Origin of the sequence: Corynebacterium sp. KPL2895 (assembly GCF_040225815.1) — a bacterium.
In the GTDB taxonomy this organism is placed as follows: domain Bacteria; phylum Actinomycetota; class Actinomycetes; order Mycobacteriales; family Mycobacteriaceae; genus Corynebacterium; species Corynebacterium rhinophilum.
Map to the genome: position 1 here is coordinate 88882 of NZ_JBEHFY010000005.1, position 21695 is coordinate 110576.

The following is a 21695-nucleotide window of genomic DNA, read 5'->3' on the forward strand; positions in this document are numbered from 1 at the left end:
CCTTTTAAGAAGGAGTTGAAGAACATGCCTATCATGACCGTTGGCGAAAAGTTCCCAGAATTCGACCTCACCGCCCTGACCGGCGGCGACCTGCACGACGTTAACGCTAGCCAGCCAGAGGACTACTTCGAGCAGGTTTCCTTGGACAAGTACGAGGGCAAGTGGAAGGTCGTCTTCTTCTACCCCAAGGACTTCACCTTCGTTTGCCCGACCGAGATCGCTGCCTTTGGCAAGCTGGATGAAGAATTCCAGGACCGCGACACCCAGGTGCTGGGCGGATCCACCGATAACGAGTTCGCTCACTTCAATTGGCGCGCAACCCACCCGGACCTGAAGGACGTTCCGTTCCCGATGTTCTCTGACGTGCGCCACGACCTGATCCGCGCCCTGGGCGTAGAAAACGCTGACGGCGTTGCTGACCGCGCAACCTTCATCATCGACCCAGATGGTGTTATCCAGTTCGTCTCCGTTACCCCGGACGCTGTGGGCCGTAACGTTGACGAGGTTCTGCGCGTTCTCGACGCCCTGCAGTCCGAAGAGGTCTGCGCCTGCAACTGGGAGAAGAACGACCCAACCAAGAACATCGACAAGATGGACGTTGTTCAGTCCCAGCTTTAAGCCTTAGTTATCAGTAGGTGCTTCCCCCGCCGTTCTGGCGGGGCACGCACTTGCCTTGCAATTTAAGTTACTGAGAAAAAATTTAGAAGGAGAAAAACTGTGTCTATCGAGAACTTGAAGTCAGCACTGCCTGAGTACGCCAAGGACCAGAAGCTCAACCTCGGCGCGCTGACCCGCACGACCGAGCTGAATGAAGAGCAGCTGTGGGGCACCCTGTTGGCTTCGGCGGCAGCTACCCGCAATGACACCGTGATTTCTGAAATCGCGGAAGAGGCACAAGAGCACCTCTCTGAGGAAGCTATCAACGCCGCTTACGGCGCTGCCACCGTCATGGCGATGAATAACGTTGCCTACCGCGCCAAGGGTTGGTTGGGCGATGACTATGCACAGGTTAAGTTCGGCCTGCGAATGAACTTCATCTCCAAGCCTGGCGTGGAGGACGCTAACTTCGAGCTGTGGAATATCGCCGTTTCCGCCATCAACGGCTGCGAGCACTGCTTGGGTGCACACACCCAGAAGCTCAACGATACTGGTGCGACCAAGGAGCAGGTCTGGGAGGCCATCAAGGTTGCTTCTGTCATTCAGGCAGTCGCACAGGCTGTTCAGATTGAGGCTGCACGCTAAAAGCGCTGCTTAATCAGCCTTTAAACTAAGCCACCCCCGCCCACTGTTTGTCTCGGCGTCCCCCACAGGACGCCGAGTGCAGCGGAGGGGGTGGCTTAAGTCGTTTTACCCAACCCGCGCGTTCCTAATACTCGACGCGCAACTCTGACAGGCGGACTTCGCCGGCTTCATCGGAGGCGTCCAGATCGACGGTGGCGACGAATTGATAGGCGCGATCGCCTGCTGGGTCCTTAATGATTTGCCGCACGGGCCAGCTGCGGGAGCTGGATTCTTCCAACCGGAAGTACTCGGGTCCGCGCGCCTCAGGGCCGGTATCAATATCGTCGTATTCGTCAAAGTAGTCATCCAAGACGACGCCAAAATCGGGGACCTCGTCCAGATAATCCAATACCTCGGCGAGGCGGTCTTCTTCCTCCAACGCGAAGAGTTGCGCGAGGCGGAACATGTAATTGCGGACCATAATGCCAAAGGCGCGGCGATTGGTGGTAAGGGCTGTTGGGTCTTCGACGCCAAAGGCCAGCTCGCGGTCGAGCGTATCTTGATCGATGGGGGAGTCTTCACCGGCCATCTGCGCCCATTCATCGACAAGCGAGGAATCCACCTGGCGGATAAGCTCACCTAACCAAACAATGATGTCTTCAATTTGGGGCGTCGTATATTCATCAGGGATGGACTGCTTCAGGGTCCGCCACGCGTCGGTGAGATAACGGAGGATAACTCCCTCAGACCGGGCTAGGCCGTAGGTGGCCACCAAATCCGAGAATGTCATGGCATTTTCTACCATGTCTCGCACTACGGATTTGGGCCGCAGCTGGAATTCCTTTACCCAAGCATTGGTCTCCGCAAAGGTATCGTAGGCCTGCTCGAGCAGCTCCTCTAGCGGCTCGGGCCAGGTGATATCCTCCACGATATTCATGCGGTCGGTATAGTCCACCCCGTCCGCCTTGAGCGCGGCAATTTCTTCCCCGCGCCGCTTCTTCTGTTGGGCCTGCAGCACCTGCCGGGGATCATCGAGGATCGCCTCAAAGACCGAGATCACATCAAGGTGATAGCTCTCAGCCTCCGGGTCCAACAGAGATAGCGCAGCCAAGGCAAAGGGGCCGAGTGGCTGGTTCAAGGCAAAGTCTCGCGGCAACTCCCGCACGAGGTGGTACGGGCGGCCGTAAATATCGAGCCCCTTCGTGGATTTTTGGACCACGCCGGAATCCACCAATCCGCGGAAGAGGTCGAGGGCGGTGAGGATGTCCTTGTTCTGCTTGCTGCGGGGATCGTGATTATCGCGCAAGAGGTGGCGCATATGCGCATAACCATCGCCGTGGCGGGCTAAGACATTGAGCAGCATCGAATTCGAGACCCGGAATTGCGAGGTCAACTGCTCTGGTTCTGCTTCTGTTAGCCGCGCAAAGGTCTTCTCGGACCACGAGACTTCGCCCTCGCGTGCGGATTTCTTCTTGAGCTTTTTGAGACGCTTTGGATCATCGCCAATGCGCCTGCGGGCCTTGGCATTTTCAATCTCGTGCTCTGGGGCCTCAACGACGACGGTACCTTCCGTGTCATAGCCCGCACGCCCGGCGCGACCTGCAATCTGGTGGAATTCGCGGGACTTCAAGATGCGCTGGCGTTGCCCATCAAACTTGGCCAGGCCAGTCATCAATACGGTGCGGATGGGCACATTGATGCCCACGCCCAAGGTATCGGTGCCGCAAATAACCTTGAGGAGGCCGCGTTGTGCGAGGCGCTCCACAAGTCGCCGGTACTTGGGCAGCATTCCCGCATGGTGGATGCCAATGCCCTTGCGAAGTAACTTTGAGAGGTCCTTGCCAAAGGCGGTGGTAAAGCGGAATCCGCCGATTTCTTCAGCGATATCCTCTTTTTCCTCTTTGCTAATAATTCCAGAAAGCGAGGTCAGGGCTTGGGCCCGCTCGGCTGCCTCGCGCTGGGAAAAGTGCACGACATAAATGGGTGCCTTATTATCGGCGAGCAGCTCCTCGATGGTTTCGTGCACCGCGCTAAAAACATAAGAAAAGTTAAGCGGCACCGGGCGAGTAGAGCCGGCCACTAAATTAGTCTCGCGCCCCGTGCGGCGGGTGAGATCTTCCTGCAGCCAATCGGTATCGCCGAGCGTGGCAGACATTAAGAGGAATTGCGCCTTGGGCAGCTCCAAGAGCGGAACCTGCCACGCCCAGCCACGATCAGGATCAGAGTAGTAGTGGAATTCGTCCATGACCACCTGGTTGATGTTGGCCTCGGCACCATCGCGAAGCGCGATATTAGCAACGATTTCGGCGGTGGCGGCGATGATGGGGGCGTTGCCGTTTACGGTGGCATCGCCAGTCATCATGCCCACATTCTCTGCGCCGAAGATTTCACACAGCGCAAAGAACTTCTCGCTGACCAGCGCCTTAATGGGCGCGGTATAAAAACTCCGCTGCCCGCGGGCTAGGGCGATGAAGTGGGCGGCGTTGGCCACCATGGACTTTCCGGAACCCGTGGGGGTCGCGAGGATGACATTATCTCCGGCCAAGATGCCGAGCGAGGCCTCCTCTTGCGCGGGGTATAAATCGATTCCCTTGCTGGTGGTCCATGAGTTAAAAGTATCCCAAATGGCCTCATCGATGAGGGACTCGGGGACTTCCGTTAAATCTGGCAGCTGTTGAGATAAGTTCACCCCCACCACCTTAGCGGCGATGGGGGCGGGTTCGTTAGATATCGTCGCCTAAGTCTCTGTCATCGTTATCGTCGGCAGAGTCTTCGCGGTCATCGATATCCGTGTGGATAATCTCCTCGCTATCGTCTTCATCGAGCGAGGCGAGGAAGGCTTCGAATTCTTCGCTGATTTCCTCCGCGCTGGGCACGGCTTCCTCGCCCGGCATGATGGCCTGCGGGTGCTCTTCGCGGTAGCGTTCCATGAAGGCATCGTACTGTTGCTCCAATTGCTGGACCACGCCCTCAATCTCTTCCGAGCCATTGACCTGCTCATCCAGCTGGCCCTCGACGCGGGAAATATCCGCCTCGATGCTGCCCAGCGGAATATTGAGCTGGGCGGCTTTAGCCACGGAGTCAAGGAGCTCCAAGGTGGCCTGCGGGTACGGGGACGCGGCCAAGTAGTGCGGCACGTGCGCGGTATAGCCCGCCACCGTCCGGCCCTTATCCGCTAAGGCCTTTTCTATATAGAGCGCCGCGGCTCCCGGAACCATCATCGTTGAGTCCATCTTGACCATGCCTTCCGTCAGGCGGGAGGCAGTACCGTGCGCGGTGACCACGGTGGGGCGGGTGTGCGGCACGGGCATCGGCGCGGCGTAGAGCATGATGGTGTCTTCAATATCGAATTTCTCCACCAGCTTGACCACCGCCGTAGTAAAGGCTTCCCAGCGCATATCCGGCTCAGGACCGGAGAGAAGGAGGAAAGACTTGCCGGAATTATCCCGGAGGACCTTCAAGCCCAAATCCATGGGTTCTACCTCTAGGGCCCGGTCATTATCGATGGTGACGGCGGGGCGGCGGGAGCGGTAATCGATGAGCTCATCAGAGTTAAAGGAGGCTAGCTGGCGGTTTTCCAGCGCCGCCTTGAGATGATCGGCGCTCGACTCAATAGCCTGGCCTGCATCGGCATAGCCGTGCATGGCAACAATCATGGTGGGGCCTTTTCCTTCACCGGAATTGTCCTTGACCACCGGAGCGGGGTACTCCAATTCGTACATGCTGCGCTCTTCTTCGTGCATGATGTGTTACCTCCTTGGTCTCTTAATCTAGATCAACGACCGCCAGGACCGTACTATTCCCACACGCACTCAGTTCAGTGTTCGCGGAGTAGTTAAATAACCCATTATGCCCTAACTCGGCAACCCTCGCTAGGCCCGGTGCGATGGGGTTGTGCATAACTGCTTGCCGATGCCCCCTTCCACCCACCTTATCCACAGATTTCGGCCCTCTGCCTGTGGTGGGCTTTCGGTACTTGCCGCAGGCCCCGAAGCTAGGAGCCATGAAGATCACAACACCACAACAGCCCATCCGTACACCCGGCGATATCCTTGCCAATATTCCAGGAATCCTCGGATTCTTCCCAGCAGAATCCATCGTCCTCATCTCCATCGAACCAACTCCAGCAGGCCGCACCATGGGGCCAGTCGCGCGTGTAGACCTGTCCGATGTCCCTGCGGCCCTTCCAGAGATCATGAGCGCCTTTCATTGTGGGAACCCGGAAGTCGTCCTCGGCTTTATCATCTCCCAGCGCGAGGAAGTAGAGCTCTGGGAGATGATCGAGTCGCTCTACCACTTCGAAGATGACCAGGGCACCGGAATTGATGCCTGCTGGCTGGTGGAGGAAATTGCCACAGCCACTGCCTACGACCTCGTATTCGGCTTTAGTACCGGCAACGGCAAGGGCCCCATGCAAGCCTGGACCGAAGGAACTATTCCCGCTATTTCCACTAGCTCTTCCATGCGCGCCTGCGTAGAAAACGGCACTTTGCCGGAACTTTCCCGCAATGAGCTGGTCCAGCAATTCGCCCCGCACAATCCGTACTTCGGGCACGAAGAAATCGCGTCCATGCAGCGCTGCTCTGAGGAATTGTCCCGACAGATGCGCGCCGGCCACGGCTACGGCACAACGGATCCAACTCGTGTAGTCCAGAACCTCATCGCGGATGCGCAATATGTATTAAACGAGGTAGAAACCCTGGAAGAGACGTTGGATAACGAAGAATTACTTTGTGTGGGAGCAATGTGGATGTCGACGACATGGATGCGAGACCTGGTCATCCGGGACCTCGTCGAATCCCCGCACGCGGCCGGCACCTTGCTTTTGGCCACGGCGCGCACCTTTGGCGGCCCCATCCGCTATAACGCCCTAGCGTTATATGCGGCGACCCAGGTGGCGCAGAAATTCGGACTCTATGCCGGCCCGGCGCTGACCGTCGCCATCGATGAGGCGCCGGGGCACAATTTGAGTCAGCTCATCGCCCAAGCCTATCGCAGCGGAATGGGGGAACGCCTCATTACTAGCTTGAGCCGCGGTTGCGACGCCGCGCGGGAGGCAGCGGGGATTGATGCCGATGGCTTTGTTTAGCCCCGCGTTTTAGCGCCGTGCCGAATGCGCCCGGTCGCCCAGCTGCCGAGTGAAATTCCACGCGTCGGTCACGATGGTCTCCAAGTCCGTGCGCTGGGGATTCCAGTCAAGCTCCCGCTTGATTTTTTCTGAGGATGCAATGAGTGTGGCTGGGTCTCCGGCACGGCGCGGGGCGATTTCCGCCGGAATCTCGTGGCCGGTGACTTTCCGGCACATCTCGATGACCTGCTTGACGGAGTATCCCTCGCCGGAACCCAAGTTATAGATTCGGTGGGTCCCGGGGGTATTGCTGTGGAGGGCGAGCACGTGGGCATCGGCAAGATCGCGGATATGGATGTAGTCGCGCACCGGCGTTCCATCCGGGGTATCCCAATCCGTGCCAAACATGAAAATCTTATCGCGGTGCCCCAGAGCAACCTGCAGGACAATGGGGATAAGGTGGGTTTCAATCTCGCGGTTTTCGCCGATGGAACCGTACGCGCCGGCAACGTTGAAATAGCGCAGGGACGTAGCCGCGAGCCCAAACGCCTGGGAAAAAGACGAAATCATGTAGTCGATAGCTAGTTTGCTAGCGCCATAGGGATTCGTGGGCTGGGTCGGCATGTCCTCAGTAATAGGAACCTGCTCCGGCTCGCCGTAGGTGGCCGCGGTGGAAGAAAAGACGAGGCTTTTCACATCGTTATCGCGCATGGCATTGAGCAGGCGCAGCGTGGTCACGACGTTGTGCTGCCAGTATTCGTCCGGCTTTTCCACGGATTCACCGACGAGCGAGCGGGCGGCGAAGTGTAGAACGCCCTCGAAACCGCCTTCGCCCAGCACCTCTGCGGCCTTGTCTGCCACATCGCCTTCTACTATGCGGGCCGAGTTCGGTACTGCATCTCGGTTTCCCGTGGAAAAGTTATCGATGATGGTGACATCGTGGCCTTGCTCAACGAGGACTGCGGAGCACACGCTGCCGACATAGCCGGCGCCGCCAGTAACCAAGAGTTTCATGGCCTAGACCTCCACGCGCACAGCGTGCGCCAGATCATCTGCCAAGGTGATGACCTTACCCGAGGGAGTGGTAAGCGAAATGGTGCCGCCATTATTGACCACGGTGACCTCGGTGCCGATGCGGATTCCAGCCTCTGCGAGGTCCCGGAAGGTAGCCTCATCTACCTGCAGAATCTCATTGATCTGGATAATCTTGGCGGACTTCTCTTCGCCATCCGGGAGATCGATAGCCCGCGTCCCAATCGCTGGTTCGGGGACCTGGAAGCCCAGCTCTGCCAGCGCCGGAATCGGATTGCCAAAAGGAGAACGGCTGGGATCATCGAGGACCGTGACCATGCGCTTTTCCACCTCTTCGCTCATCACGTGCTCCCAGCGGCAAGCCTCGTCGTGGACTTTGCTGATATCGAGCCCGAGGACATCAGTAAGCAAACGCTCTGCAAGGCGGTGCTTGCGCATAACAGCCGTAGCCAATTCGCGTCCCTTTTCGGTAAGGTCCAAGCTCCGATCCGAACGGACGTGGAGGAGACCATCGCGCTCCATGCGGGCAACGGTTTGGGATACGGTAGGTCCGGACTGCTCTAGGCGTTCGGCAATCCGAGCGCGCAGGGGAGTGATGCCTTCTTCTTCCAATTCATAAATGGTCCGAAGGTACATCTCAGTAGTATCAACGAGGTCCCTCACGTGGGCATACCTTTCTTTGAGAAACAGTAATGCGTGCCGTGCGCAATGCAGACAGCGCCTTTTACATTCTGTATCCAGACTAGCTTAAGTTGCCCTAAGTTTGCTGGAGAGATTTTCGGAGACGAGTTCGAGCTCGCCGCTTGCATAGAGAACGCGACCTCGAAAGCACACTGGAAAAAATTCTCGGCAGTACAGGCGAGGTCGCGATTAATGAAGGTTCAGGAGGCGAAAAGTTTTATAGCGCGTACTCGCGGAGGCGATCGGCGCGGTTGCCATCGCGCAACTTGGCCATGACCTCACGCTCGATTTGGCGTACGCGTTCGCGGGAGAGCCCGAACCGGCGACCAATCTGGTCAAGGGTGCGTGGCACGCCGTCATCCAAGCCGTAGCGCAGGCGAATAACGTCCTGCTCGCGCTTTTCTAGCGTGTCAATGACACCGCGAATATCGGAGTGCCGCATGGAGGCCACGACGGCGGTCTCAGCATCGGTAGCCTCAGCATCCTCGATGAAGTCGCCCAATGGGGCTTCCTCGTCGGTGCCGACGGGCATGTCGAGCGAGACGGGATCGCGGGACTGGCGCAGCAGCATCTCGATTTTGTTTTCATCGATGCCGGATTCCTCCGACAGCTCCTCATTGGTCGCCTCGCGGCCCAGGGACTGATACATCTCACGCTTGATGCGGGAAAGCTTATTTACCTGTTCCACCAGGTGGACCGGGAGGCGGATGGTACGCGACTGATCGGCCATACCGCGGGTAATGGCTTGGCGGATCCACCACGTGGCGTAGGTGGAGAACTTAAAGCCCTTGGCATAATCGAACTTTTCCATGGCGCGGATAAGGCCAAGGTTGCCCTCTTGGATGAGGTCCAATAGTGGCATGCCGCGGCCGGTGTAACGCTTGGCCAAGGAGACTACGAGGCGGAGGTTTGCCTCCAGCAGGTGGGAGCGGGCCTTCTTGCCTTCGCGAGCCAAAATTTTCAGGTCGCGCTTTTCTGCGCGCGTCAGCTTCTCTGCGTTATTGAGCTTGTATTCTGCATACAGGCCCACCTCAATGGTTTGCGCGAGTTTAACCTCGTCCTCGGCGCTGAGCAGGGCGGTCTTACCGATTCCGTTGAGGTAGACGCGTACCAAGTCCGCAGAGGGATTGTCATTGGTTTGATTGCGGCGAGACCCGCGGTCTACTTCCTGTTCCTCATCAGTAGCGGCAGTCGAAGTGCCATTGGCGGTGTTGGCAGATGGATTCGTCATCTTTCAGCCTCCTGAAATTGTCGCCTGTTTCAAAAAGTACAACGGTGTTAGGCCGCATTTAGTTCCCACGCATCCTGAAATCTTTAAAACGGCGACGTGCCGGGCGTTTTGCCCCACCTTTTTGGGGGCGTCGACAAGCGCATGCGCCACGTGAACGCGGTAAAACCGCTCATCCACGTGGCGGGGCGTCTTAGCCGCGGACTTGTACGAGGTAGCGATATACCGTGGGCTCAGACACGCCGAGCCGGGCGGCCGCGGCGGCGATGCCGCCCTTGAGCAGGAAGAAGCCAGCGTATTCAAGGGAAGCGATGACTTCGAGCCGTTCGTTGCGCTGCATCGCCTCGACCGGAGTGGAGTGCGTGGAAATCGCGGAATCCAGCATGGAGTCCAGAAGGTGCTCGACGTTGGAACGCAGTGATTCGCTATAGGGCGCTTCCGGCTTTTTATTCGCCGTCGCTTCAGATGCCGGAGTTTTTGGCGGTGTGGTGGTGTCGGGGTAGCCACCGAAGGCCTTCGTCTTATCGATGGCCGGTTCAGTGCCACCGATCATCGCGTTAGCGGCATCGCGGATTTGGATCAGCTCGGATAATTCCACATTGATACAAAGCATGCCGCGCATATGGCCGGTGGTATCGCGCAGGAAATAGCTTGAGGAGCGGCACACTTTCCCCTCGCCATTGACCGCGCGGTATCCCGTCATCATTGGAACGGCCGCCGCGTCGCCCTGTTTCATGAACCAGAGGGCAAAGTCTGTGACCGGGCCGCCTAGTTCGCGTCCAGAGATGTGGCCGTTGGCAATGGCAATGATGGATTTATCGGGTACATCGAGATCATGAAGCACGATTTCGGTGTTAGGGCCCATGGCCTGACCGAGGAAATCGACGAGTGGTATGTACTGCTCGAGGAAGTTTTCTTCGGGGGCATGGCTGCTAGAAAGGTTCATTAGCTGAAGCATGTCCTTATAATTCCTGTCAGATTATTGATAAGGTACCACAAAGTAACGACAAAAGGAGGCGAATAACCGGCCGCGGCCAAGTACTCACCTCCTTATATGGCGCTCTTTCCGGAGCCTAGGGTGCCGATATTAACCACATACCGGAATGGGCGGGTGCACCGCTAGGGCGAGGCCGCCTTGTGAGGTTTCCCGGTATTTGGCGTTGATGTCCTTGCCGGTGTTGTACATGGTCCAGATCACCTCATCGAGGCTGACACATGGCTTGCTTTCGCGGTCCAAGGCCATGCGCGCGCTGGTAATCGCGTCTACCGCGGCTACGGCGTTGCGCTCGATGCAGGGGACTTGCACCTGGCCTAGGACCGGGTCACAGGTCAGGCCCAATTTGTGTTCCATGCCGATTTCGGCCGCCACGCAGACCTGTTCCGGCGTTGCCCCCATCAGTTGGGCCAACCCGGCCGCGGCCATGGAGCAGGCGACGCCAATTTCTCCTTGGCAGCCAACTTCCGCACCGGAAATGGAGGCGTTCATCTTGTACAGCGCGGCAATGTGGTTGCAAGCGAAGATATAGTCCGCGAACATGCTCGGAGTAACTGGCTCGACGAATTCATCGAAGTAGGCCAGGACCGCAGGCACGACGCCGCATGCGCCGTTGGTGGGTGCGGTGACGACGCGGCCACAGGCGGCATTTTCCTCCGAAATGGCCAGGGCAAACATGTTTACCCAGCTCAAGATGTTGAGGCCATCGTGGGGGTCGGATTGTTCCAGCCTGCGCTTCAGGGCGGCGGCGCGGCGCGGCACGAGCAGGGCGCCGGGCAAGGGGCCATCGGTTGTGGAGCCGCGCTTGATGCCGGTGTACATGACATCGCGGACCTTGCGCAGGTGCTCGTCGATGTCCCCCTCGCTGCGCAGTGCTCTTTCATTGGCCCTGCCGAGCTCCGGAAGTGTCATATTATTTGTTTCGCACAGCGCCAGTAGTTCTTCCGCGCTGGCATAAGCGAATGGGACGTCGACGGTATCTTGGGTGCGTATGGCGAAGTCTTCTTGCTTGACGATGAACCCGCCGCCCACTGAGTAGTAGGTCTTGTGCAGGATGTCTTCCTCGCCGGCAAAGGCGATAAGGCACATGCCGTTTTCATGCATGGGGAGGTATTCGTCGTGGAAGTAGAAGCCGCCGTCTTTGGGGAAGCTCACCTTGTGCGTGCCACCGAGAAGGAGCGTTTCGCTCTGGTTGATCTCTTTCATGAAGGCGGAGATGCCGTCGATATCGACGGTTTCTGGTTCTTCGCCGGCCAGTCCCAACAGGATGGCTTTATCGGTGGAGTGGCCCACACCGGTCAAGGATAGGGAGCCGTAGACGTTGGCCTGGACGCGGGTGACCTTATCCATGAGGCCTTTTTCTTTGAGTTCGTTAACGAAGGCCTTGCCGGCTTTCATTGGCCCAAGGGTGTGTGAGCTTGAGGGGCCTATGCCGATCTTGAACATATCGAAGATGCTGATGAACATGGTTTTCTCCTGGAAAATCCTGAGAAGCAAGTGCTGCTTAGAAAGCCTGCACGATGGAGTAGATGATGGTGGCCAGGGCAACAAGGCCCATGATGAAGACGAAGTAGTTGGAGGCCTTGCCCTTGAAGCGGGCGAGCGCTGGGACCTTGTGGATGGCAATCATCGGAATGAGGAACAGCATGATGGCGATGGTCGGGCCGCAGAGGGTTTCAATCATGCCGAGGATGGAAGGATCCGCCCAGGCGACGAGCCATGCGGTTACCAGCATGAAGACGAGCGTGATGGTGTCGAGCTTGTGGCTGGATTCTGCATCATCTTTATTGGCATTTTTGCTGCCTTTGACCAGGAGGCCTTCAAAGCCTTCTGCAGCGCCGAGGTAGTGGCCCAAAAAGGACTTGGCTACGGCAATCATGGCGATGATGGGGGCAATCCACTGGATGACGGGGTTATCAAAGTGGTTGGCCAGGTAAGACAAGATGGTGATGTTTTGTTCCTTGGCCTCGGCCATATCCGCAGGCGATAGGCTGAGCGCGCAGGAGAAGACGAAGAACATCACGACGACGACCATGAGGATTTCCGCGCGGAGCAAGATCTTGCGGGACTTGTATTCCGCGTACTTGCCGTAGGTCTGGCGGCGGTCAACGGCGAAGGAAGAAATCATGGGCGAGTGGTTGAAGGAAAAGACCATAACTGGGACCAAGAGCATCAAGGTAATACCCATGCCGTGGCCGGAAGCTTCGCGCGCGACGTCGAGGTCGAAGCTATCAAAGAGTGCGGTATTCCACTTGGGGATGAGGTACAGCGAGAGCAGGACCAGGATACCGATGAACGGGTATACCAAGTAGGACATAACGTGGACGACCACGCTTTTGCCCATGCGTACGACGAGGGTGAGTCCGCCTACGAGAACCAACGAGGTAAGCCACCGCTCCGGTGGAGTGATACCTAGCTGGTGTTCCAAGAAGGAATTGACCGTGTTGGTGATGGTTACCGAGTACACCAACAGGATGGGGTAGACGGAAAGGAAGTAGAGGATATTCATCAGCACGCCGGCTTTAACGCCGAAGTGTTCCTCCACGACGTCGGTGAGATCGCCATCTGGCTTCGAGCTTGATAGGACCAAGCGGGTCATGCCGCGGTGGGCCCAGTAGGTCATCGGCAAGGCGACGACGGTCATGATAAGAAGCGGGATGATGCCGCCGATACCAGCGTTAATAGGAAGGAAGAGCACGCCGGCACCAATGGCGGTGCCGAATAGGGAGAGCATCCAAACGGTGTCTTCCTTGTTCCACGCCGGGGCGCCTTCTTGGCCTGCAAATGGGGTCTCTATGCCGTCAGCAGGTGGCTTTTCTTCTGCGGGTAGTTGTTCCGGAATTTGCGCACTGTGTTCCGGGTGTTCGACTTGTCCGTGGCGCAAGAGCTTGTGGGACATTTTCTTTCCTCCTCTGCATGGGGTTGACCGAAGCTTGAGGGCTCCTGTCACCCTGGAGTGAGAAAATATTTTCTCTCACCAGCGTGTGCGGGCAAGGGCCTGAAACTAAACTTTCAGCTTGTATCCAGCCCATTCACTTCGTTACGCGTTAAGTATAAGCCTGCGGTAATGCCACGTGATAATAATTTATTACATTTTGGGATAGGTTAATTATCACTCTAAAAAAGCTTGCGCGGCACCCAGCGATATGCATTGTTGAACAATATCGAACTCTCTGCGATCTAACTCATAAATAATCGTGGGTGTGAGTGAGCGCTCGTGCAGGTAATTGCCAGATGATGAGAAAAATGCGTTAGAGGAGATTAGGTCTCGACCAAAACCGTAAACGGGCCTTCGTTGACGGAAGATACGCGCATCATAGCCCCGAATTGGCCTGATTCAACCGCGATATTGCGCTCGCGAAGGTGCTCGATGATGTACTCGATGACCGGCTCGGCCTCTTCCCCCGGGGCCGCATCGGCCCACGATGGGCGCCGCCCCTTGGCGGTGCGGCCATAGAGCGTGAATTGGCTGACTACCAATACCGGTGCTCCAGCATCAGCGACCGATACTTCACCTTCCAGGATGCGCAGCTCCGCGATCTTGCGGGCCATCTTTTCCGCGCGCGGTGCCCAATCGTCCAAATCCTCCCTGGAAACACCGACGAGGGCTAAAAGTCCGCCGGTCTCAGGGCAATCGATGGCGCCGACGGTTTCGCCTGCAACCGTGACCGCGGCTTCGGATACGCGGGTTAGTACTGCGCGCATAAAAGTCTCTTCCTTTCTCAGCTATACGGCGCTATTCGGTGTTAATCGGCGTGGGTAGCCGGGGAAGCGTCGTCCTCGAGCAGCAGATCGGCAGGGATGAGCAGGCCGTGGCGGACCATATCGATAATGGCGGGAAGCGCCGCCGCGGTCAGTTCTGCTTCATCGAAGCCGTGCGCGGCCGCATAAAGGCCCACGGTCTCGGCAAGGTTGAGCCCGTAGGGAGATAGGCCCGCAACGATTGCGGCCAAGTGCTCATCAACTTCGTGGCTCCACCGGGGCCCATCGGTACGGGTTAGCCGGATTACCGCCCGGTTAAATCCTTGTTTGTTATCGGTATCGGCCACACTGACTTCTTCCTTGGCCACCTGTGGGCGTACCTGGAAGTGCTTGCCCTCCAGCTCACCAGGAACCAAATCGCGCAGCCACGCCACGCGGGCGAAGTATTCTTCTACCTCGGGTCCCAAAGGATCACTAAAGTGCTGCGGCATTTCTTCGGCCAAGATATCGGAGGGCTCATCATCGGCGATTTTTTGGATGGCGACGAATCCAAACCCGATACCCGTGACATCGTGGTCGTGGAAATGATCCAGCCACGCCTTGGAGCGAGCCTTGCCCTCATCGCTGCGCACATCCAACGATTCATCCTTGAGCCACGTAGATACGTAGAGGGAAGGATCGGCGATATCGCGCTGAATGATCCAAGCGGCTATACCCTTATCCGGCAGCCACGAGGCCACGCGTTGCTGCCAAGTCTGCCCACTGGTATGTACCCAGGCGGCGAGCAAGTGTGCGGTTCCGCCCGGGGTGAGGTGATCCACCGCCTGGGATACCACCAATTCGCTGGCCCCATCCAAGTTCAGGCCAGAATCGCGGTAGACATGGCCCACCTCAGGAAGACCAACGACGAATGGGGGATTGGCAACGATGCGGTCAAAGGTGCGCCCCGCAACGGGCTCGAACCACGAGCCCTCAATTAGCTCTACCTCGGTGCTGGACCCCGCGGCAGCGACGGTGGCACCGGCCAAATCAAGCGCGCGCCGGTGGACATCCGTCGCGGTAATGCTGCGCGCGCACTCGAGCTGACCCAACAATTGCACTCCCGAACCGGTGCCCAGATCGAGCACCGTTGATACCGGGCTTACCGGCGTCGATTGCAAGAGTGAGAGGCTTGCCGCCCCGACGCCCAAGACGTGATCCGCGCCGGGGACGTGGTCCACCAGCGAGGCATCGACATCGGAAAAGACGAGGCGGTTGGAGCCGACGATGATATGGGGCCGGATATCGAGGGCCATGTAGATGCTGCCGCGATCATCGGAAAGCGCCACGCCGGCATCCAGGAGCTTGGTGGCAAGGCGGGCCCCGAGGGCATCGGCAAGCAGCGTGGCAGGCAAATGTTCATGCAGCAGGAAGAAGCGGATGAGCGTATCCAGCTGGGAATTACCGGCGGTGCCGCGCGCCACCGCGGCAGGCTCACCGCGGTAGAGGGCCTCCGTAAGCTCCGGGCCCAAATGCCCCGCTAAACCATCGGTAGTAAAACCAGCCTGCGAAAAAGCCTCCGCTAATTCTGGGGCAAGATCGCGCAGCGCGGCGGCATCGAAATGAGGGCCAAAGGACGTCATGCTGGGAGAAGTTCCTTTCCAGTCGTGCTATTCATGCGGGTTATGCGCCTAATCGGAGGCAGTATCGTCATGGTCAATAACGGAATACTGAGATTCGATTGCCTTGGAGCCACCGCGGGAAATCTGTTGGTTCTGATACTGCGAATATAGCTGACGATTCATCGCGGGTTTATAGACATTTTTATCCCGCTTGTCCTTCTTCTCACCGCGGCTATTGCCAATGACCACGGCAATCCACGGCAAAGGAAAAGTCACGCCCACGATGATCGCCGCGAGCAACCACCAATGCAGGTACAAAAAGACCCCGGCAATGAGCAGCGATGGCACGCGCAGGAATTGGAAAAATCCGTACCACAACTCCCGGCGCCTGCGATCTTGTGCGGGCGAGAGCTTGGCATCCGTGATGAGAAAACGTTCCTTTTTGCCAAACACTTAAATTACGCACCTCCCTGGAGCGCGGCGCGTAACCCTACAACAGGGGACGGGAAAGCCGGCGTTGGAGTGCGTAGAGTGTGCATGCTCTCCAAGGGTAGACGCATGACTCGCAAAGTTCGATGCTGATGCGGCAAAATGGGGTGCGTGACTACGACTACGAAGACAATTGAACGGCCAGATATTCGTGAAGACACTTCGACGACGGATAATGACACGCCGAAGTTCTTCCACTACGTCAAAAAGGATCAGATTCTCGATTCCGCGGTCAACGGCAAGTACGTCGTTGCCCTGTGCGGTGAGACCTTCCCGGTAACCAAACAGGCAAAGCCGGGCTCGCCGGTCTGCCCCGATTGCGAACGCGTTTTTAAGGGTCTTCGCCGCAAGTGAGGACGTTTAAGAAGACGAACCTCCGCGCGTGGCAGCAATCAGCCCTCGATAAATTCCTCGCCACCAAGCCACAAGATTTTATGGCCGTGGCGACCCCAGGTGCGGGTAAAACCACCTTTGCTCTGCGCATCGCGACGGAGCTTATGGAAGACCGCACGGTAGAGCGCGTCATCGTCGTGGTGCCTACCGAGCACCTGAAGACGCAGTGGTCTGCCGCCGCCGCGCGGGTGGGATTGGCCTTGGATCCTGCCTTCACGAACTCCTCTGCGGTCAATCCCAGCATGGACGGCATCGTGGTGACCTATGCCCAAGTGGGCATGCACCCCTTCAAGCACCGCGCCGTTGCCTCCGCTCGGCGCACCTTGGTGATCTTGGACGAGATCCACCATGCCGGCGATGCCAAAAGCTGGGGCGATGGCGTCAAGGAGGCCTACGACGACGTCAACCACCGCCTCGCGCTGACCGGTACGCCGTTTCGCTCCGATGAATCGCCCATCCCCTTTGTGCGCTATGAGGACGATGGGGAAGGCCATAAGGTCTCGCGCGCCGACCACACTTATGATTACGGCGATGCGCTTGCCGATGGCGTCGTGCGCCCCGTCGTCTTCCTGTCCTACTCCGGCGAGGCTCGCTGGCGGGACTCCGCCGGGGAGGAGCACTCCGCGCGACTGGGTGACATCATGAACGTGGAACAAACCGCGCGCGCCTGGCGCACCGCGCTCGACCCCAAGGGCGAATGGATCCCCGCCGTGCTGCAGGCGGCGCATACCCGCTTGATGCAGATGCGGCGCAATATGCCGGATGCCGGCGGGCTCGTGCTCGCTTCCGATACCACCACCGCCCGCGCCTACGCGAAAATCCTCAAGCAACTCTCCAATACCCCAGTCTCGGTCATTTTGTCCGATGACCCAGGTTCCTCAGACCGTATTCAAGAATTTGCGGACTCCACCGATGAATGGATGGTTGCCGTACGCATGGTGTCCGAGGGCGTCGACGTACCCCGCCTCGCGGTGGGCGTCTACGCCACCTCCGCGTCAACCCCCTTGTTCTTCGCCCAGGCAATCGGCCGCTTCGTGCGCTCCCGCATGCCTGGCGAAACCGCCTCGGTATTCTTGCCCTCCGTCCCCGTGCTGCTCGGCCTTGCTGAGCACATGGAAAAATCCCGCGACCACGTCTTGGGCAAAGAAAAGACCGAGAAAGAAGGCTGGGACGACGAGCTACTCGAGCAGGCAAACCAGAAAAAGACCGAACCGGACATGCTGGAAAAGTCCTACGAGTCTTTAGGCGCCGAAGCCGAATTCTCTGGCCTGCTCTATAACGGCTCGCAGTTTAATACCGGCGACATGACCTCTGATGAGGAGGCCGATTTCCTCGGCATCCCCGGGCTCCTCGACGCCGACCAGGTCAAAGACCTCTTGCGCAAGAAGCAATCTGAGGAGATGGACCGCCGCGAGGCCGAGGAGAAGGCGCGCCGGGCCGCCGAGGCAGAAGAGGCCCACCGCCGCAAGATCTACGGCATGGGTCATGCGCCCGCCGCGAAGCAGCAAGAGTCCGATGCCGCAGAGGATACCGGCGTGGTGGATGAGCTCGGCGCGCTGCGCAAGGAGCTTAACACCGTGGTCTCCATCGCCGCGCAGAGCTCTGGCCGGCCGCACGGTGCCATCCACACCGAGGTCCGCAAGGCCTGCGGTGGACCGCCCACCGCGTTATGCAGCGCGGAGCAACTGCGCGAGCGTATCAATTACCTGCGCAAGTGGTAGAGCGCCTCTCCGTCGCTGGTTGGCTGCTGGCCGGCGGTTGGCGCTGCGCCCCTTTCGTCGCGCCAGCCCGCAGGAGGGAATTAGGCACATAAAAAGGCCGCACCATGGTGGTGCGGCCTTCATTTTGTGCAGGACGGGCGAGTTATCTAGTCGAGGTAATCGCGCAATACCTGCGAACGAGAGGGGTGGCGCAGCTTCGACATCGTCTTGGACTCGATCTGGCGGATGCGCTCGCGGGTAACGCCGTAGACTTGGCCGATCTCGTCTAAAGTGCGCGGCATGCCATCGGTAAGCCCAAAGCGCAGGCGCACGACGCCGGCTTCGCGCTCGGACAACGTCGTCAGCACGTCCTGGAGCTGGTCCTGCAGCAAGGTGAAGGACACGGCATCGACGGCGATGACGGCCTCAGAATCCTCGATGAAATCACCCAGCTGGGAATCGCCCTCATCACCGATGGTCTGGTCCAGCGAGATGGGCTCACGCGCATACTGCTGAATCTCCATCACCTTTTCTTCAGTGATGTCCATTTCCTTCGCGAGCTCCTGTGGAGTGGGCTCGCGGCCCAAGTCCTGGAGTAGCTCGCGCTGGATGCGGCCCAGCTTGTTGATGACCTCCACCATGTGAACCGGGATGCGGATGGTGCGGGCCTGGTCAGCCATGGCGCGGGTAATAGCCTGACGAATCCACCACGTGGCGTAGGTAGAGAACTTATAGCCCTTGGTGTAGTCGAACTTTTCCACCGCACGGATAAGGCCCAAGTTGCCTTCCTGAATAAGGTCCAAGAAAGCCATGCCGCGGCCGGTGTAGCGCTTGGCCAAGGAGACCACAAGGCGAAGGTTGGCCTCCAACAGGTGGTTTTTAGCCTTGCGCCCGTCCCTTGCGATGCTGCGCAGGTCGCGCTTTTCCATGGGGGAGAGCTTGGCAGCCTTATCGCCCTCCGCACGAGCCTTTTCCATCTCATCCATGCGGTGCTGCGCGTACAGGCCAGCCTCAATGCGCTTTGCCAAAGAGACCTCCTGCTCCGCATTCAGCAAGGCAACCTTACCGATCTGCTTAAGGTACGCGCGGACGGAGTCGGCGGAGGCGGTCAGCTGTGCATCCTTGCGCGCCTGGCGCAGGGCGACGGATTCTTCCTCATCCCAGACCGAGGACGTATCTTCTGCTTCGTCCTCGTCTTCTTCTTCGCCCAACTCTTCCTGGATATCGTCTTCATCCAGGTCAGTGGGGGCATCGAATTCATCTTCTTCGATGTCCTCATGGGTGGGCTCGAAGTCGACGTCATCCGCAGGGGCGTCTTGCTCAACGGCGTCGAGCTGATCCTCTGCGTCCTCAGCTTCCGACGGTGCTTTCTCCGCGGAGTTTGCGGGGGAGTCTTGCGGTTCTGCCGCAGAGGCTCGCACGGTCTTTTTGACAGCTTTTTTGGCTGATTTCTTCGCCGACTTCTTGGCGGTCTTCTTAGCCGTTTTCTTGGCAGTCTTTTTCGCCGTCTTTTTAGCTGTCTTCTTGGCGGTTTTCTTCGCCGTTTTCTTTGCCGTCTTTTTGGCGGTCTTCTTTGCAGGAGTAGATGCCTCGACTGACTTGTCGTCCTCGCCGAGTGCCTGGTCTGAAGAATCAGTGGCTGCCACGTACGCCCTTTCGACTTACTACTTGATGGAAATAGCTCACCGCACCCGCACAGGGTGGCAATAGCATTATGAATGCTAGCGGGTGTAGGCCTTATGCAGGTCAGACACGCCCGAGAGCCATGCAATTTTGGATCGACCGCCCAGTATAGGCGATTTTTGCACAATGCCGGTAGATAGGGTTAATGCAACGGTGAATTTATGGCTCTAGGCCTTCCAATACAGCCATCGCTGCACCTACAATACCTGCACGATTTTGCAGTTGTGCAGGCATAACGGGGGTATCAATAGTTAAGTGGGGTCCCCATTTGTGGAATTTGCGAGATATGCCACCCCCGATGAGGAAAGCTTGGGGGTTAAATAACTTCTCGTATTCCTGCAGCACGCGATCGAGCCGAACCGCCCACTCCTTGTACTTCAACCCTTCGCGTTCTTTGGCTGCGGAGGATGTGATCGCTTCGGCCTCGTCAGTTCCCACAGTGAGGTGTCCAAGCTCAGTATTGGGAAAGAGCTGCCCGTTGAGGAAGAAGGCCGAGCCGATGCCGGTTCCCAGCGTCAAAAAGATGACTGGCCCGGTTTTAGCCAACTCGTTTCCATACGCGACTTCCGCAAGGCCTGCGGCATCGGCATCATTTAAGACCACAAAGTCAACGTCTAGATAACGAGAAAACAACTCAGTGGTATCCACACCGACCCACTCAGGTGAAATATTGGCTGCGGAGTTCACCGTGTGGTTGGACACCACCGAGGGCAAGGTGATGCCGACGGGCTTGTCCCACTCTTTTTCGCCCACAATCTGGGCCACTACCGTGGCTACCTCATGTGGCGTGGACGGCTGTGGGGTGGGGATCTTTAGCCGTGGGCCCACGAATTCACCGTTTTTGAGGTCGACTTCGGCGCCCTTAATGCCGGAGCCGCCAATATCGATGCCAAAAGAGTGGCCAGTATGAGTAGTCATGCTCGCAAGTGTAGAAGAAGGCACAATGGATGGCATGGATCATGACATAGATTTTCTGCAGCTGCGAGATTTTGCGGAATCTACCGCAATGCGTGCGGCGGAACTTATTCGCGCCCGACGTGCGGACTTGGTGGCTGGAGACGGTATTGCGGCACATACTCAGACAAAGTCGAGCGCCGTCGACCCCGTTACGGAGGTCGATACCGCCACCGAGGAGTTCATTACGCGCACGATTAAGGAAAGCCGCCCTGGCGATGGCCTATTGGGTGAGGAAGGCGCGAGCTTCGACGGGACGACCGGGGTGAGGTGGATCGTGGATCCCATCGACGGAACCGTCAATTTCCTTTACGGCATTCCGGACTATGCGGTCTCGATTGGCGCGGAATACGACGGCCGCTTGGTAGCGGGTGCAGTAGTCAATGTGGCACGGGGGCAAGTGTATTCCGCAGCAGCAGGCCAGGGTGCCACGGTTACCGCTGCGGATGGCACGCGGTCCTCACTACGGTGCGGTGAGCAAGACGATCCCGCGCTTTCCTTGGTAGCGACGGGATTTGGTTACGGCGCACAGCGGCGCAAGCAACAGGCGGAACTGCTGGCTAAGTTGTTGCCGCAGGTCCGCGATATCCGCCGCATCGGCGCAGCCGCCCTTGATTTGTGCCGCGTGGCAGAGGGGAGTGTTGATGCCTATTTCGAGCACGGTATTAACGCCTGGGATTTTGCCGCCGGTGCTCTCATCGCTCGCGAGGCAGGAGCTAAAGTCCATCACCCAGGGCTGGACAAGGGGTCCGCTGATGGTGAATTAACCTGGGCCGCGGGGGTGAAATTGGCACCCGCATTTGAGGAACTTTTGGCAGAACATGGCGCTAAGGAGGCGATGCGGGGGTGAAGGGTTAAAGAAATTTTTAGCAGCAGGATGACATATCGGTATTTGTCCTTTACTATGCGCGATCGATAAACAACTATTCCTAAAGCAACTCGACTTATA

At 58.1% G+C, this 21695-nt stretch carries 19 protein-coding genes; 6 read left to right on the forward strand and 13 right to left on the reverse strand.

Translation table 11 applies throughout. The features are described 5' to 3' along the window. The first annotated feature begins 24 nt into the window (after positions 1-24). The gene (locus ABRP95_RS03520; RefSeq protein WP_023022697.1) at positions 25-618 is read left to right on the forward strand and encodes a peroxiredoxin; all 594 of its coding nucleotides are present in this window, start codon (positions 25-27) and stop codon (positions 616-618) included. Between the two features lie 99 nt (positions 619-717). Beyond that, a complete protein-coding gene (gene ahpD / locus ABRP95_RS03525; RefSeq protein WP_284782098.1) occupies positions 718-1242 on the forward strand; it encodes an alkylhydroperoxidase, AhpD family in 525 nt (174 codons plus the stop codon). A gap of 124 nt (positions 1243-1366) precedes the next feature. Here the strand turns inward: ahpD and ABRP95_RS03530 are convergent, their stop codons facing one another. Together ABRP95_RS03530 and ABRP95_RS03535 are read right to left on the reverse strand one after the other, a co-directional pair. After that, entirely contained in the window at positions 1367-3910 is a 2544-nt protein-coding gene (locus ABRP95_RS03530; RefSeq protein WP_349838958.1) for a DEAD/DEAH box helicase, read from the reverse strand. A 34-nt stretch (positions 3911-3944) separates the two neighbouring features. Next, the gene (locus ABRP95_RS03535; RefSeq protein ID WP_296087160.1) at positions 3945-4964 is read right to left on the reverse strand and encodes a proteasome assembly chaperone family protein; all 1020 of its coding nucleotides are present in this window, start codon (positions 4962-4964) and stop codon (positions 3945-3947) included. Positions 4965-5224: 260 nt separating this feature from the next. Between ABRP95_RS03535 and ABRP95_RS03540 the strand changes: the two genes are divergently transcribed. Continuing rightward, the gene (locus tag ABRP95_RS03540) at positions 5225-6310 is read left to right on the forward strand and encodes a DUF4192 domain-containing protein (RefSeq protein ID WP_349838959.1); all 1086 of its coding nucleotides are present in this window, start codon (positions 5225-5227) and stop codon (positions 6308-6310) included. Between the two features lie 9 nt (positions 6311-6319). Here the strand turns inward: ABRP95_RS03540 and galE are convergent, their stop codons facing one another. The 9 genes from galE to ABRP95_RS03585 all read right to left on the reverse strand — a co-directional run bounded on the left by galE (position 6320) and on the right by ABRP95_RS03585 (position 15980). Then, the gene (gene galE, locus ABRP95_RS03545; protein WP_284796054.1) at positions 6320-7303 is read right to left on the reverse strand and encodes a UDP-glucose 4-epimerase GalE; all 984 of its coding nucleotides are present in this window, start codon (positions 7301-7303) and stop codon (positions 6320-6322) included. A gap of 3 nt (positions 7304-7306) precedes the next feature. Next, a complete protein-coding gene (locus ABRP95_RS03550; protein WP_284796056.1) occupies positions 7307-7984 on the reverse strand; it encodes a metal-dependent transcriptional regulator in 678 nt (225 codons plus the stop codon). Positions 7985-8219: 235 nt separating this feature from the next. After that, entirely contained in the window at positions 8220-9233 is a 1014-nt protein-coding gene (locus tag ABRP95_RS03555; protein WP_349838960.1) for a sigma-70 family RNA polymerase sigma factor, read from the reverse strand. Between the two features lie 190 nt (positions 9234-9423). Next, a complete protein-coding gene (locus ABRP95_RS03560; protein ID WP_410755708.1) occupies positions 9424-10188 on the reverse strand; it encodes a helix-turn-helix transcriptional regulator in 765 nt (254 codons plus the stop codon). Positions 10189-10317: 129 nt separating this feature from the next. Then, a complete protein-coding gene (locus ABRP95_RS03565; RefSeq protein WP_349838961.1) occupies positions 10318-11691 on the reverse strand; it encodes an L-serine ammonia-lyase in 1374 nt (457 codons plus the stop codon). Between the two features lie 37 nt (positions 11692-11728). Further along, positions 11729-13123, reverse strand: coding sequence for an SLC5/6 family protein (locus tag ABRP95_RS03570; RefSeq protein WP_349838962.1), 1395 nt, complete (start codon positions 13121-13123; stop codon positions 11729-11731). A gap of 362 nt (positions 13124-13485) precedes the next feature. After that, positions 13486-13929: a D-aminoacyl-tRNA deacylase gene (gene dtd / locus ABRP95_RS03575; protein WP_284769675.1), complete on the reverse strand. Its 444-nt coding sequence runs from the start codon at positions 13927-13929 to the stop codon at positions 13486-13488. Between the two features lie 41 nt (positions 13930-13970). Then, positions 13971-15548, reverse strand: a complete 1578-nt coding sequence (locus tag ABRP95_RS03580; RefSeq protein ID WP_284852022.1) for a DUF7782 domain-containing protein — start codon at positions 15546-15548, stop codon at positions 13971-13973. 48 nt (positions 15549-15596) lie between these two features. Beyond that, complete coding sequence (locus ABRP95_RS03585) at positions 15597-15980, reverse strand: DUF3099 domain-containing protein (RefSeq protein ID WP_284769677.1); 384 nt, start codon at positions 15978-15980, stop codon at positions 15597-15599. Between the two features lie 138 nt (positions 15981-16118). On the opposite strand from ABRP95_RS03585, the gene ABRP95_RS03590 reads away from it, so the two are divergent. Next, positions 16119-16370: a DUF3039 domain-containing protein gene (locus ABRP95_RS03590; RefSeq protein WP_005278940.1), complete on the forward strand. Its 252-nt coding sequence runs from the start codon at positions 16119-16121 to the stop codon at positions 16368-16370. Beyond that, a complete protein-coding gene (locus tag ABRP95_RS03595) occupies positions 16367-18130 on the forward strand; it encodes a DEAD/DEAH box helicase (RefSeq protein WP_284769678.1) in 1764 nt (587 codons plus the stop codon). Before ABRP95_RS03590 ends, ABRP95_RS03595 begins: the two co-directional genes overlap by 4 nt. 146 nt (positions 18131-18276) lie before the next feature. On the opposite strand, the gene ABRP95_RS03600 is transcribed toward ABRP95_RS03595, so the two are convergent. Both ABRP95_RS03600 and ppgK read right to left on the reverse strand, forming a co-directional pair. Beyond that, the gene (locus tag ABRP95_RS03600) at positions 18277-19755 is read right to left on the reverse strand and encodes an RNA polymerase sigma factor (protein ID WP_284769679.1); all 1479 of its coding nucleotides are present in this window, start codon (positions 19753-19755) and stop codon (positions 18277-18279) included. Between the two features lie 196 nt (positions 19756-19951). Continuing rightward, positions 19952-20710 carry a polyphosphate--glucose phosphotransferase gene (ppgK, locus tag ABRP95_RS03605; protein WP_349838963.1) on the reverse strand — a complete coding sequence of 253 codons (759 nt, stop codon included), beginning with the start codon at positions 20708-20710 and terminating at the stop codon, positions 19952-19954. On the opposite strand from ppgK, the gene ABRP95_RS03610 reads away from it, so the two are divergent. Continuing rightward, complete coding sequence (locus tag ABRP95_RS03610; RefSeq protein ID WP_284769681.1) at positions 20709-21596, forward strand: inositol monophosphatase family protein; 888 nt, start codon at positions 20709-20711, stop codon at positions 21594-21596. The genes ppgK and ABRP95_RS03610 overlap by 2 nt on opposite strands. Positions 21597-21695 lie beyond the last annotated feature (99 nt).

What these genes read in the sequence shown, in the direction of transcription:
- dtd (WP_284769675.1), bottom strand. Translation starts at nt 13,929, where the DNA reads ATGCGCGCAGTACTAACCCGCGTATCCGAAGCCGCGGTCACGGTTGCA.
- ABRP95_RS03565 (WP_349838961.1), bottom strand. Translation starts at nt 11,691, where the DNA reads ATGTTCATCAGCATCTTCGATATGTTCAAGATCGGCATAGGCCCCTCA.
- ABRP95_RS03540 (WP_349838959.1), top strand. Translation starts at nt 5,225, where the DNA reads ATGAAGATCACAACACCACAACAGCCCATCCGTACACCCGGCGATATC.
- ABRP95_RS03520 (WP_023022697.1), top strand. Translation starts at nt 25, where the DNA reads ATGCCTATCATGACCGTTGGCGAAAAGTTCCCAGAATTCGACCTCACC.
- galE (WP_284796054.1), bottom strand. Translation starts at nt 7,303, where the DNA reads ATGAAACTCTTGGTTACTGGCGGCGCCGGCTATGTCGGCAGCGTGTGC.
- ABRP95_RS03580 (WP_284852022.1), bottom strand. Translation starts at nt 15,548, where the DNA reads ATGACGTCCTTTGGCCCTCATTTCGATGCCGCCGCGCTGCGCGATCTT.
- ABRP95_RS03570 (WP_349838962.1), bottom strand. Translation starts at nt 13,123, where the DNA reads ATGTCCCACAAGCTCTTGCGCCACGGACAAGTCGAACACCCGGAACAC.
- ppgK (WP_349838963.1), bottom strand. Translation starts at nt 20,710, where the DNA reads ATGACTACTCATACTGGCCACTCTTTTGGCATCGATATTGGCGGCTCC.
- ABRP95_RS03555 (WP_349838960.1), bottom strand. Translation starts at nt 9,233, where the DNA reads ATGACGAATCCATCTGCCAACACCGCCAATGGCACTTCGACTGCCGCT.
- ABRP95_RS03560 (WP_410755708.1), bottom strand. Translation starts at nt 10,188, where the DNA reads ATGCTTCAGCTAATGAACCTTTCTAGCAGCCATGCCCCCGAAGAAAAC.
- ABRP95_RS03535 (WP_296087160.1), bottom strand. Translation starts at nt 4,964, where the DNA reads ATGCACGAAGAAGAGCGCAGCATGTACGAATTGGAGTACCCCGCTCCG.
- ABRP95_RS03610 (WP_284769681.1), top strand. Translation starts at nt 20,709, where the DNA reads ATGCTCGCAAGTGTAGAAGAAGGCACAATGGATGGCATGGATCATGAC.
- ABRP95_RS03590 (WP_005278940.1), top strand. Translation starts at nt 16,119, where the DNA reads ATGGGGTGCGTGACTACGACTACGAAGACAATTGAACGGCCAGATATT.